Origin of the sequence: Rhizobium sp. L51/94 (assembly GCF_019355555.1) — a bacterium.
Taxonomy (GTDB): domain Bacteria; phylum Pseudomonadota; class Alphaproteobacteria; order Rhizobiales; family Rhizobiaceae; genus Rhizobium; species Rhizobium rhododendri.
This window is the reverse complement of the sequence record NZ_CP072142.1, coordinates 849,211-861,551: the sequence shown is the minus strand read 5'-3', so window position 1 is coordinate 861,551 and position 12,341 is coordinate 849,211. Positions and strand designations below refer to the sequence as shown.

11 protein-coding genes are annotated in these 12,341 nt (G+C 55.9%); 4 read left to right on the top strand and 7 right to left on the bottom strand.

Translation table 11 applies throughout. From position 1 onward, the window contains the following. Window positions 1-117 precede the first annotated feature (117 nt). From J5274_RS21910 to J5274_RS21900, 3 genes are read left to right on the top strand one after another with little or no spacing between them, the layout of a single operon-like run. Window positions 118-432 carry a helix-turn-helix transcriptional regulator gene (locus J5274_RS21910; RefSeq protein ID WP_142831623.1) on the top strand — a complete coding sequence of 105 codons (315 nt, stop codon included), beginning with the start codon at window positions 118-120 and terminating at the stop codon, window positions 430-432. 2 nt (window positions 433-434) lie between these two features. Continuing rightward, window positions 435-899 carry an SRPBCC family protein gene (locus tag J5274_RS21905; RefSeq protein ID WP_219275042.1) on the top strand — a complete coding sequence of 155 codons (465 nt, stop codon included), beginning with the start codon at window positions 435-437 and terminating at the stop codon, window positions 897-899. 40 nt (window positions 900-939) lie between these two features. Continuing rightward, the gene (locus J5274_RS21900; RefSeq protein WP_142831625.1) at window positions 940-1,356 is read left to right on the top strand and encodes a GFA family protein; all 417 of its coding nucleotides are present in this window, start codon (window positions 940-942) and stop codon (window positions 1,354-1,356) included. Window positions 1,357-1,692: 336 nt separating this feature from the next. Here the strand turns inward: J5274_RS21900 and J5274_RS21895 are convergent, their stop codons facing one another. The 4 genes from J5274_RS21895 to J5274_RS21880 are packed head-to-tail and all read right to left on the bottom strand — an operon-like array spanning window position 1,693 to window position 6,901. After that, window positions 1,693-3,120 (bottom strand): arabinose isomerase, encoded by a 1,428-nt coding sequence (locus tag J5274_RS21895; protein ID WP_209188196.1) that lies wholly within the window; start codon window positions 3,118-3,120, stop codon window positions 1,693-1,695. Window positions 3,121-3,145: 25 nt separating this feature from the next. After that, window positions 3,146-4,150: an ABC transporter permease gene (locus J5274_RS21890; RefSeq protein WP_219275041.1), complete on the bottom strand. Its 1,005-nt coding sequence runs from the start codon at window positions 4,148-4,150 to the stop codon at window positions 3,146-3,148. Further along, on the bottom strand, window positions 4,147-5,709 hold the full coding sequence (locus tag J5274_RS21885; protein ID WP_219275040.1) for a sugar ABC transporter ATP-binding protein: 1,563 nt from the start codon (window positions 5,707-5,709) through the stop codon (window positions 4,147-4,149). The genes J5274_RS21890 and J5274_RS21885 overlap by 4 nt, the downstream gene beginning before the upstream one ends. A gap of 22 nt (window positions 5,710-5,731) precedes the next feature. Beyond that, window positions 5,732-6,901 (bottom strand): sugar ABC transporter substrate-binding protein, encoded by a 1,170-nt coding sequence (locus tag J5274_RS21880; RefSeq protein ID WP_209188198.1) that lies wholly within the window; start codon window positions 6,899-6,901, stop codon window positions 5,732-5,734. A gap of 185 nt (window positions 6,902-7,086) precedes the next feature. On the opposite strand from J5274_RS21880, the gene J5274_RS21875 reads away from it, so the two are divergent. After that, window positions 7,087-7,974 carry an AraC family transcriptional regulator gene (locus tag J5274_RS21875; RefSeq protein ID WP_219275038.1) on the top strand — a complete coding sequence of 296 codons (888 nt, stop codon included), beginning with the start codon at window positions 7,087-7,089 and terminating at the stop codon, window positions 7,972-7,974. A gap of 326 nt (window positions 7,975-8,300) precedes the next feature. On the opposite strand, the gene J5274_RS21870 is transcribed toward J5274_RS21875, so the two are convergent. The 3 genes from J5274_RS21870 to J5274_RS21860 form a co-directional block, all read right to left on the bottom strand. Further along, window positions 8,301-8,723 (bottom strand): type II toxin-antitoxin system VapC family toxin, encoded by a 423-nt coding sequence (locus J5274_RS21870; RefSeq protein ID WP_142831626.1) that lies wholly within the window; start codon window positions 8,721-8,723, stop codon window positions 8,301-8,303. After that, on the bottom strand, window positions 8,720-8,974 hold the full coding sequence (locus J5274_RS21865) for a type II toxin-antitoxin system Phd/YefM family antitoxin (protein ID WP_142831627.1): 255 nt from the start codon (window positions 8,972-8,974) through the stop codon (window positions 8,720-8,722). The genes J5274_RS21870 and J5274_RS21865 overlap by 4 nt, the downstream gene beginning before the upstream one ends. Window positions 8,975-9,487: 513 nt before the next feature. After that, complete coding sequence (locus J5274_RS21860) at window positions 9,488-11,620, bottom strand: bifunctional diguanylate cyclase/phosphodiesterase (RefSeq protein WP_142831628.1); 2,133 nt, start codon at window positions 11,618-11,620, stop codon at window positions 9,488-9,490. Window positions 11,621-12,341: the final 721 nt, after the last annotated feature.

Genomic DNA, 12,341 nt, shown 5'->3' with positions numbered 1-12,341 from the left:
GGACACTTGTATCTGTAGTTGGAAGTTCACGAGTGCGGATCGGGCGCATGCTCCCACCCGCCCCTTGACATGCAGGTATTTACCTGCATATTCATGCACTCGTACAGATTGAGACCAATGCACGCTGACAAAGTTTTCAAAGCGCTGGGCGACCCGACACGCAGAAAGCTGCTCGACCTTCTCTGCGAGAGGAACGGGCAGACGCTCAGCGCGCTCTGCGAAACCCTGGACATGGCCCGGCAATCCGCCACGCAGCACCTCGGTATATTGGAGGATGCTAATCTGGTGAGCACGGTCAAGCGTGGGCGCGAAAGGCTGCATTTTATCAATCCAGTGCCGCTGCACGAAGTCTACGAGCGGTGGGTGCAGAAATTCGAACGCCAGCGGCTCAGCCTGCTGCACGACTTGAAGAAAGAACTGGAAGGAGAGTAGCAATGACCAGAGAGACGACCAGCTTTGTTTATGTAACCTATATTCTCTCGACGCCCGAAAAGGTGTTCGAGGCAATAACGAAACCGGATGTCGCAAGCCGTTACTGGGGCCACGAGAATATTTCCGACTGGAAGATCGGATCGAAGTGGGAACACATTCGTGCCAATGATGAACGCTCCGTCGAACTTGTCGGCAAGATCATCGAGATCTCTCCGCCGACCCGTCTAGTCATGTCCTGGGCGAATGCTTCGCAGGCTACCGATCCGGCCAGTCACAGCCGTGTGACCTTCGAGATAGTAGAGTATGACGATATGGTCAGGTTGACTGTCACCCATGACGACCTAATTGCGGGCAGCGGCATGGCGAACGGCATCAGCAAAGGCTGGCCAACCGTCCTCTCCAGCCTGAAATCCCTTCTCGAAACCGGCAAGGGTCTGGACATCTTCGCCAAGCCAAAGGCGGCCTGATTTCAGGCGGCGTCAAATCTCACTCTCAGAAAGAATAGTCATGACCAAAGCCTATACCGGCGGCTGCGCCTGTGGTGCAATCCGCTATGAAACGGCGGGCGAACCTATCTTCGAGAATCACTGCCAATGCGGCGATTGCCAGAAACGCAGCGGCACCGGGCATGGATCCTATCTGACGTTCGCGCAGCGCGCCGATGTGGCAATCTTGGGCGAGGCCAAAAGCTGGCGGGTTGCGGGCGAAAGCGGAAATGAAAAGATACACGCCTTCTGCCCGGCCTGCGGAACTCCAGTTTACCTGACATTTGCCGCGATGCCGGAACTGATAGTGGTACACGCTGCCAGTCTCGACGATCCAGGCAGGTTCAATCCGCAAGTCGTCACATATAGTGTCTGCGGCCAAGTGTGGGATAAGATAGATCCTTCGCTACAGGCATTTGAGCGAATGCCGCCCTCATAATTTTCGCCGAAATAGCCCGAATTCGCAACTGTATTAACGGGTCCGATAAGAGCTCGATCGGGACATCTAGTCATTAAAATGAAAGTCGGCTTTTCAGGAACGACTAGCAAAAGACGACAGGCCGATTCCGTGGACCGTCAGCTTATAGGAGATCGAAAAGCAGCTCGAATGGCCAAAATGACGGCGCAAAGCTGCCATGGAGAATGGGTCGCAGCCACTATTGAGCACAAAGTCGAACCGATATTTCAGGTCTTGAAGGGATATGAACGTCCGGCTCGCTATTACGCTTGTGCGGACAGAATATCGCAATATCAAACAGAGAGGCTGAGCCAACGCTCAACAGACCTTTACGAATGGAATGTCTAAAAGCTCTGCCAGCTTTTCAATCTTACCGCCGATGTGGCCGACACCGACGGCACAATGGTGTGCTGGCCCTTGCGCGTTCCAATTCTCCGTAAACGCTCGTGCGCCAATGGAGAATTGATATCGGCTGTTGGTGTTTCCGATTTCCAGGATAGGACCCTCGACCGAAAAGCCCTCAGCGCAAAGCAGCTTGAGCGTGCCCGCGATTTCGACCACGGAAAGCAATGTGACTGGTCCGTGCTTGACGGACATTTCAACGCTGACGCCCGAGCCGACTTTACCGTGGAAAACTTGGAGGGGCCGTATCTTCGTACGGCCTTCGGCTATCTTCGTGTGACCTGGGCCATCATGGCCCATGAGGACGACGTCAGCCTTGAAGTCCATTGCGTAGTACTCTGTGAACGATCCGCCAGAGCCGAAACTGTCCATAATCTTCATCGCCTGAGCGTTCTTGATCTCGTATTCACCAGCAACCGGAATACCCTCGGCCGTCAACATCGAGCACCCGACGATAACGGATGTGATAATGTTCTCGTATTCATGGCCGGGAACGGATTCGTAGTAGTAGGCCAGAGAACCGATGCGCTTGAGTTCCACGAGCTTGCGGAGGGCAACGGCGGTCTTTGCGGCCCGCGTCAGTTCCTCTTCGTCGCAATCGGCCTGCACATCGAAATCGGACTTGATCTTAGCGAGGCATGCCAGGATTTCGCTGTCGGAGACTTCGCGCCTCAAGCGCGCCAATTCGTCGATTTCCAAAACCTCGATATGCGTGCCGAACACGGCGCTTTGCGCGGTGAGATCGGAGTAGATATCGAGCATGCCGTTGTAGTAACGCCCCATCACCCCGAGCCTGTTGTGCGCCATGATATGAGCAACGCGGGCCGCCTCGATCCATTCCTCGATCGCGTTTTCGACGATGGGGTCATCCTCGAGGACGCCGGTAACCTGGTGGAAGCGAATACCCGCCCGAGTGAAGACGTTGGCGATCTCCGGCACCGGGCACGCCGCGCAATGGGCAAGCCACTCGCCCGTCATAGCCGTCCTGTCGCCGAGTGCGTTGAAGGATGCATAGTCGATCGCAGCCACCGGTTGTAGGTTGAGAATGATGACCGGAACTTTGGCGCGGCGGACAACAGGCAGCACCGTCGAAGACAGCGCGTAGGTCGTTATAAACAGGAAGATGATATCGACGTCAGCCTCCCGGAACGCATGACCGGCGTCCAGAGCCTTTTCCGGAGTATCGATCAGACCGAGATTCACGACGTCCACGCCAGGGCGCTCGAGCTTCGAGGCAACGACGTCGACATATCTGCGTAACCGTGCCTCGAGCCCTTCGAATTGCGCCCAATAGGCTTCTAGGCCGATGCCAAACAGGCCAGCCTTCAAGGGACGCTCAGACATTCTGGTTCTCCGGAAAAATGGGGTTTCAGCCTTGCAGGCGGACGCGGAGTTGATCGAGACCAACCGCCAACAACAACACGACGCCGCGCGTCACATCCTGCCAGAAGCTCGACACATTCATGAGCGTAAGGCCGTTGTTCAGCGTTCCGAGGATCAACACGGCGATCAGCGTGCCCCATACGCTGCCGCGCCCGCCGAACAGGCTCGTGCCTCCCAGGATGATAGCCGCAATGATGGTCAGCAGATGCTGACTGGCGGCATTCGGCGCTGCGGCACCGAGCATGGCTGACAGAATGATGCCAGCAGCTGCTCCAGAAATGCCGGAGACCACGTACAGGATCAACTGCGTCCGCTCGACAGGTACGCCAAGAAGGCTGCTTGCCTCCGGGTTGCCCCCGGTCGCATAGACGAAACGACCGAACGGCGTCTTTGAAAGCACCAGCCAAAGAACGACGAAGACGACCAGCATCAGGATGACGGGGAACGGTATCGAAAGAACACGACCGGACCCCAGCCAGTTGAATGCCGGAACGAATAGCGGCTTGCTCAGGCCCCCCGTCATGACCATGGATATCCCGGAGAAGATGCTCATCGTTCCCAATGTCACGATCAACGGGTTGAGGCGCAGCTTGGTGACGATCAGGCCGTTCAGGACGCCGACCCCTGCGCCGACGAATAAAGCCGCCAGACACCCGATCCAGATGTTCATACCGTTCGCATGGATCAATGCGACGATGACACCTGCGAGACCCGCGACGGCTGCGACCGAGAGATCCAGTCCGCCACCGATAATGAGCGGCGTGCCCGCTGCGGCCATCAACCCGATGAAGGCCATGTTGGTACCGATGTTTGCAAGATTGCTGACTGTAAGGAAATAGGGCGACAGCAGCGCGAAAGCGGCGAGAATGACGACGTAAAATACCAGCAGCACGACGATGCCCGCGGCCGGCCGTGCCAGACCGTCCGCCAAAGAGGGACGCCCGGGCTTCTCCGCTGGCCCATGTTCCACGATCGAACCAGACTTGCTCATGCTTTCTCCAATTCATTCGAGGCGCTCGAAACGGACCTCGTTTCTGCCGCCTGCATCAGATCCGCCGCCGATGCCTGTGGTCCGAGGACTGCGACGACTTTTCCGTCTTCAAAAACGAGGGTCCGGTCTGCGAGGCCGGCAACCTCTTCGGCGTCCGACGATACGAGAAGTATCCCCATGCCGCCGACCGCAAGGCGTTGGATTTCGTCGTAAATCTCCCGCCTTGCGCCGAGATCGACGCCGCGTGTCGGCTCCTCGAGGATTAGAAGCTTTGGGCTGCCGAGCAGCCAGCGAGCAAGACACAGCTTCTGCTGGTTTCCGCCCGACAACAGGCGTATCTCCTGCTCCGGTCCCGTGGTCTTGACGCGAAGGGTTTTGATCCAGTGCTGCGAAATCGCACGCTCTCGCGCGGTGTCGACCACTCCAAAACGTGTGAAGGATCCAAGGTATGGGAGAGTCGTGTTCGTCCGGACCGTGAGATTGCCGATCAGACCTTGCCGCTTGCGTTCCGCCGCGACAAAACCGATGCTGTTTTCGATGCTTTGTTTCGGACCGGAGAGTTTGATCTCCTTGTCAGCCATCCGCAGGGATCGCGCCCTTGCAGATGGTTCCGCGCCGTAGACGGCTCTCCCCACTTTCTCGATACCGGAGCCGATCAGGCCGAATGCGCCCAGGATTTCGCCGCGTCGCACCGAAAACGAAACGTCCTCAAGCCAACCGGGCAGCGAGAGCCCGTCGACCGTAACGACGGTCTCTTCCGGAAGAGCGACGGATTTCGGAGGAAACAGGTCACCGAGGTCACCACCAAGCATCGCCCTGAGTACTTCCTCATGGCTGGTGTCGGCGGTCCGGAATTGCCCGCGCACTTCGCCGTCTCGCAGCACCACGATCCGATCCGACAGCCGGAAGACTTCGTCGAGATAATGCGAGATATAGATGACCGTCACGCCGTCTGCGCTCAGTGCATCGATCACACCGAAAAGCGTTTCGGCATCAGCCTCTCCCATTGAAGCCGTCGGCTCGTCCATGATCAGAATTCTGGCTTTCCCGGCCAACGCTCTGGCGATCTCGACGATACGCTGCTCCGGCAGAGAGAGGGATCCCATCCTGCGATCCGGTACGATGTGGGCGAGACCCAATCTCGAAAGCAGTGCCAGGGCCTGGCTTCGCATGGCGTTCCTATCGACGAAACCAATCCCGGCCACCTTCCGTAAGGGCATCGACCCTAGAGCGATGTTTTCCGCAACCGACAGGTCCGGATGTACCGAAAGTTCCTGCGGCATCAAGCGAATGCCGGCGGCGATGGCAGCACGAGCAGACGTGATGTCGACGGGTATGCCATCGATTTCGATGAGGCCCGCATCACAGGAATAGACACCGGACAGGATTTTCATCAAAGTGGACTTGCCGGCGCCATTGGCTCCGAGCAAGGCCACGACTTCTCCTGCGTCTGCCGAGCAACTGACGTTTTTCAGCACCTGCACGCCGGAAAATGCCTTTGTGACATCGGTGATCCGGAGCCGCGGTGCGCGGGTCCCTATGACTGGTTGCGTTTGCATACCTCTCTCCTCCGCTCTCATCCTATTGTTGCGGGAGGATCGCCTCGTAACCCTTCAGCCAGTCTTCCTTCTTCAGACCCGCGAGGTAACTTGCAAACTCTGCCTCAGGGAAGACATAGCCGTCGGCTTCCCCTGCACATTCGAATTCCTTGTAGAATTTGCAGATGTTGGCCTTCGTAACCATCTGATGCGTAACGAATATAGCTTCCGGTACGGGTTTTCCCGCAAGCGCTGAAAGCGCGATCGGGATCAGATAGTTGCCGTAGCTGCCGGGAAAGGACCCTGTCGCCGCGATCAGCTTCGGATCGGTGGCGAGCGCCTCGGCTTCATCAGCACCATTGCCGACCGCAATGGCCTGGTCGACGCGACCCGCTGCACGCACGGCTTGCAACATGCCCATTGTCGCCTGGTCATTGATACCGATGATCATGATAGGCGCTTCAGGTGGAATGCGGCCAAGGACATTGTTCATCTGCGTGTAGGATTCCTGCAAGGTATTTTTCGTATCGATCTCGATGATATGATCGGCTGGAAAAGCCTTGCTCAGTGCCAGGAACCCGGCGCGCTGCCCTTCGGTGCGCATCCGCGGTATGACGCCCGATTGCGGCAAAGCGCCTATGACGAGGTAGCCCTTCTTCACGCTATCGGCACCGAACTGCTTGTCCGCCGCCTTCGCCAGATAAGATCCGCCCATGAAGCCAGATCTCGGATTGTTCACACCGAAGAAATTTGCGCCGGGCATCGGGATGTCGATCGCGGTAACCTTCGTGCCGTCCTGTTTGAATACGTCCATGACCGCCTGGCCGAAATTGGCGTCGGTCTGGAATTCGATGATGTAATCGACCTTGCGCTCGGCAAACGACTTGGCGTTGGCAAGCGCTGTCGGTCCGTCGAGACGATTATCGGCGATGACCAGTTCCACGCCGGCCGCATCCGCATTCTGCTGTATTCCTTTTTCGACAAGGACGCCAAAGGCGATGTCTCGCTGAAGATTGGCGAAGCCGATACTGTATTTGTTACCATTCTTCGGTCGCGTGACCTTGGATGCATCCTGAACCATGGCCTTCAGGGTCTCGGCAGAAAGCATGTTTCCGTCGAATTTCAACGGGTCGAAACCGTGGAAATCGTCGGCGTAGGCAGCAGATGCTAAAAGGCAGGATACCGCTGCGAGCAGTCTGATTGGGGTTCTCATGTTCCTCTCCTCCCGTCCGCTACCCTCCCCGGCAGCGGCTAAATAACAATTTTGCCCATGGCACCATCGCATCGAGTTGCCCAGCAACCACAACGCTAGCATTGCCAAAGCGTGTTGACACGCCGGAAAAAACCGCAAAAGTGACTTTTGCATACAAAAATTGATCTTATCTCTGAGGTCTTGAAATGGCGGATAATTATTTTGTCTACATGCCTGAAAACCGAATATCCGATGCTTGGGGATGCACTGCAGTTTCGACCGGATATTCGGTTATAGCGCCACACTCCAGCTATCCTCCGAGCCGCCATCCAGACGACCATCATTTCAGCTGGTCGCGTGGCCGTATCCTTCACGCGTACCAAATCGTGTTCATCAGTAGCGGGATCGGAAAGCTCGAATTCGGGAAATCGCGGCGGAAGATGAATGTGACGGAAGGGTCGGTATTCCTCCTTTTTCCCGGAGAATGGCATCGCTTTGCCCCCGATCGGCCGAGTGGCTGGACGGAGCACTGGATAGAGTGCCGTGGAAACGCTTTCGACTTTGCGCTACACACGGGTTTGCTGAATAAAGAGCGGCCAATGAGCCCCGCAGGAGACGAAATCGCGGCAGTGTTCGCCGCGATCCATACTCTCGCCCGCGAAGATGCCGTTTTGCACCAATTGGTAATATCGACCCTCGGCTTGCAGCTGCTTGCATTGCTAAGCCGGTCATCAGGCCTTGCGGCCGAGGCGAACTCGCGTTTGGTGGATAGGGCTCGTGCAATTCTCATGGAGCGCTGCGGGGACGGCCAGTCGGTTGAAGATTTGGCGGCGGAGCTGGGTATCAGCTATCCGTATTTCCGGCGGATTTTTCGCGAGAAGACGGGAATGTCTGCCAAACAGTACCAGATCACCGTCCGGATCCAGCGGGCTCACGACTTTCTCTCCAATACCGACAAATCGATCAAGGAGATCGCCGGGCTACTAGGCTTCAACTCAGCCTTCCATTTCTCCAATCAGTTCAAACAGTCAACAGATCTCTCCCCAAGCCAATTCAGGCATGCCGTGGGGAACGCTCAAGCTTCACGAAAGTGACCTGATGAAGAATGAAATCGGACAATTTTCTCCGAAAGGAGTGCGAAAACAGGGCTCCGTAAAGTAAACCTTCCGGCGGTCGAGTTGTGCGATGTTGCAGGATAACCCAGTCGCTTGTGCGGCAACCGGGAGGGTAACCGTGTGCTGATAGGAAAGCTTGGAAGAGACTAAGATCACTACTTGCGCTTGATCCGATATGAACCGCCGACCCTTCTTGCGCCGCCAAAGATATTGAAAAATCAGCTCCCGCCGCTGCCAAAGGCTTTGATTTGGAAGGGAACGCGGCTATTTGCCACCATAATGCTGTGTTGCAGAATGTAAAATCGTCAGCCCAGCCACGGATCAACGACAATCGCGCCGGTTCCGGCAAAATCTTGAACGTTACGCGTTACGACGGTCAAGCTATGAACCAGCGCAGTCGAGGCGATCAAAGCGTCAGCCTCGTTTCGACGATCTGGGATATGAAGATGAGCGCAACGCGTCGCAATCGCATCATCGATCGAGAGAATACGGCCCTCGAACTCAGGGCGGACGCGTCTGTCCATCCATGTCCGCAAGAGAGCCGCCTGAGACCGATCGCGACGTTGAAGGAGCAATATCCCTCGCTCAATTTCGAGGATCGTGATAGCAGAAATAAACAGATCGCTCGAATGCTGCGAGTTGAGCCAACGCGTAACGTTTACATCTGCCTTGCCGTCTCCGGCCTTACGCAGTTCGGAGACGACGTTGGTATCGAGCAGGTATTTCAAAACAGGTCGACCTCGCGGGTCACGATTTCTGCCCTCGGCGGATCCAGGTCGACCACCGAGAGACCGGGCATTGAAAGCGCGTCAACGAGGCTCCGCCGTTTTCCCGTCAGACGCTCGAACTCGCTGTAGGTCATCAACACATGCGATGGCTTACCACGGTCTGTGATGATAACGGGCCCCATCTGGGCAGCTTTCTTTGCCTTGCTAACGTCGTGATTAACCTCACGGCTGGACAAACTCGTCATACTCATCGAAAGCCTCCTAGTAGGTAAGTAGGTAGGTACGTACCTACATATAAGAGAGATTCGGCTTGGTAGCAACACTTTACGCGACTATAAACCCGGCGCCGTTTAAGTTTGATCGCCGACGTGGTAAAGTGATTCATCCAAATCAAGTGCTTATTCTGGCTCGGGCAAGCTCTTGTATGGGCGATGCCGTCGGCTGTTGCCGCCGCACCTTCGGTCTGATAGCGGCCAAACATCAGGCACAGGTCGAGCGCATGCCACGCGGTGTGTGCTCAAAACTCACGCAAAGGCCGCGCAAGGGAGCGCAACGCAATGAGCGGCAAAGCCGCCAAAGAGCCGAGTCCCATCGCGCTAACCGTCGGCGTGTGCTCGACAGCGACCGGATGGGCGGCCGACAGTCTTGCTATCGGATTGGATGTTGGCTCGTCTGTCGTACGATCATCACCGAGAAACCCAAGATTAGGAGAGTTCGCTTTTTTGAAAGTTCGACGCAAAGATTGGATATCCATTCCAGGATTGTCAGGCAGCGGCCGGCGAGCTCAAAGGCCGCGCGTTCGCGTTCGTTCTGAAACGGGATAACTCTTCCGCGGACATCGGGCGCCCTACCATATATCCCTGAAGCTGGTCACACCCGGCATCTCGAAGAAAGTCGGCCTGCCCTTCGTTTTCAATCCCCTCTGCTGTGACGGGGATTGATAGTGCCGCGGCGAGCGCGATCGTCGCCTTCAATATGTCTCTTCCACGCCCATCGTCGAATGCCCAAACCAGAGACCGATCGATTTTCATGCTGTCAAAGCCAAATTGTCTAAGCGCTCCGATACTGGCATAACCGCAGCCAAAATCATCGAGAGAAAACCGGACACCAATCTTTTTAAGCTCATCGATAGCCCTTTGCGCGTGGGTCGGGTTCGACATTAGGACACCCTCGGTAATCTCCAGGGTCAGCCGAGTGGGTTCAAAGTTCTCTTCCTTTAAGAGGCTTGCAACCCGGTGTGCGAACGAGGCATTGCACATTTGCACCGGAGAAACATTGACGGACAGCCCAAGCTCCGGCCAGTCGGCAGCCGCTCTTACAGATTGACGTAAAATCAACATGCCCAGTTGATCAATCAGGCCAGAGCGCTCTGCCAAGGGGATGAATATTTCAGGGCTGATTGGACCCGTCGGGCTCTGCCATCGAGCGAGCGCTTCTACACCGTTCAATTTACCGCTCCCTGAGGCGACAAGCGGCTGATAGGCAACACCGATATCGCCATTGACAACGGCACGTTTCAGCTCGTTTTCAAGCACGGCCATCTCTTCGCGGTCGCGGTCGAGTTCCGGCCGATACCCCACGGCCCTTCCCTTGCCGTCGTGCTTTGCCCGATAAAGAGCTAAGTCGGCACGGCGAAGCAATTCGAAGGAGTCGGTGACGTTGACCGAACGCGCGCTGCCAATGCTAACACCAACTTCTACTGTTCGACCTTCGATTTCGAATGGCTTTTCGAAAATCGACAGAACCCGCGCGCAAAAATTCGATGAAGGACCGTGGTCGCACTGGACAAGGGCAAACTCATCGCCCCCCAATCGCGCCGCGGAGACAATTTGCGGGTGGCACTGAGAAATTGTGTTAGCAACTTTTTGGATAAGGACGTCGCCGATCTGATGACCCCAGGTGTCGTTGACCGCCTTGAAGCCGTCAAGATCCAGGAGATGAAGTGTAACATCGTCCCCGTTTTCGAGTGCTTTATCCAAATCCGCCAAAAGCCCGTTTCTGTTCAAAAGGCCGCTGAGACCATCGTGGCTCGCTTCATATCGAGCCAACCGCGCCATTCTCGCCATCCGCCGGGACTCTGCACCTCCGGCAGTTACCACCACGACAAGGAAAACGACCAAGATGACGCCGGCGGCTAGTACTTCATTTCTGACCTCCTGATACACTCGGGTGCCCGGTCGAAGTCTATTCCATCCCAGGTAAGCAACGGGTAGGCCTGAGGCACTCCTCAGCGCGACGACGAGCATATTGCGAGGTGCTTCCTCGTAAAGACGCAGGCCCTCAAGCTGATATTGCTCCGCAAGCAAGCCAAGGTCAGAATCCCGCACGTGCCTGAAGAGCGACAAAACCGCATAAGGGGTACTAATTGTCGTGCCGCCGTCTGGATGTATGATTGTCGATGCCAGGATATCAACACCATCCCACGTCTTGACGAATTCGACGAGCGGCTTTCCCTCATTCTTCAGAGCTGCCGAAGCTTGCGACTGGAGAGTACCTCGGAAGCGAGTCGAGGGATCGAAGGTTGAGCCTTTGTAGCTCGCCATAGCGGTCGCACCGCTGCGCGTCGTTACGATCGCTCCATCGTAGATAGATGCGGCTCCGCTCGTTCCGCGCCATTTCTCAATGGCCCATCGAGAGAATTCCCCCGCTTGCGAAACCTGGTAAGCATCACTCGAGCCGGCATTGTCGAGAAGTGTCATCGAAACCCGGTCTTTGAGAGACCGGATTGCCGACTGGGCTGCTCGAGACGCACGCTCGTCATCACGGATATCTGCAGAGCGGCGCATGGTTGTGATGACATTTGTTGCCAGAGCGCCCAGAGTGACAAGTACTATAACAAACAAGGCAGTGGAGAGAGCAACAGGCCACTTCGAGATGTTGGTCTTCGTTATTGGCATTGGCCTCTCCCCCAGATAAAAAATATAAGCGATATTTTGTAGTTGAATCTTTCCTCGACTTTGAAAACTAACTCAGCCTTATTATCATGTGACTTACGCTTGTGGTTAAAAGCCAGTTAACTTAAATGAACTTGCAACTACTTAACCGGCGTCGGCATCTCGAATATTGGGCGTTGGTTTGTGAAGTACGTCCGGAAAGTTGCGCGGTTGCGTTACTGGCCTACAGTCGAGGGAAGGTATAGATCGAGGCTCGATCTCTTCTTTGCTAACACGAGCATGAATTGCCTTGTCGTGTCTGCGGTCTCCCACGTGACCACTTTTGACGCAGGGCATCAGATTTCGTTGGCATTTGGAATGCTATCCATGCCTTCCCTGGCCGTGACGATGAAAAGGCATCGACACTCAAGCGGGTTTGCTGCAACACCTTGGCATCAAGCCGTGCGGGCGGATCGACGTCGACCAGTTGCCAGGCGGCAAGCTCCGGGTAAAAACGGCTTTACCAACCGGCACGGCACAGCCGGCAGTGAGCAAAGCGATCCGTACGCTCGAAAATCATCTGGGGGGTTGCACTCTTCAAATCGAAGCACGCCGAACGCCACCTTGACGGATCAAGGGCAAAAAATATTTCGACAGAATGAAACCACTGCTCAAGGCGATCGAAGCTACTGATCGAGAAGTTAAGGGCAGCGGCGCCGACATGTCTGGGTCGATCCGCATTGCA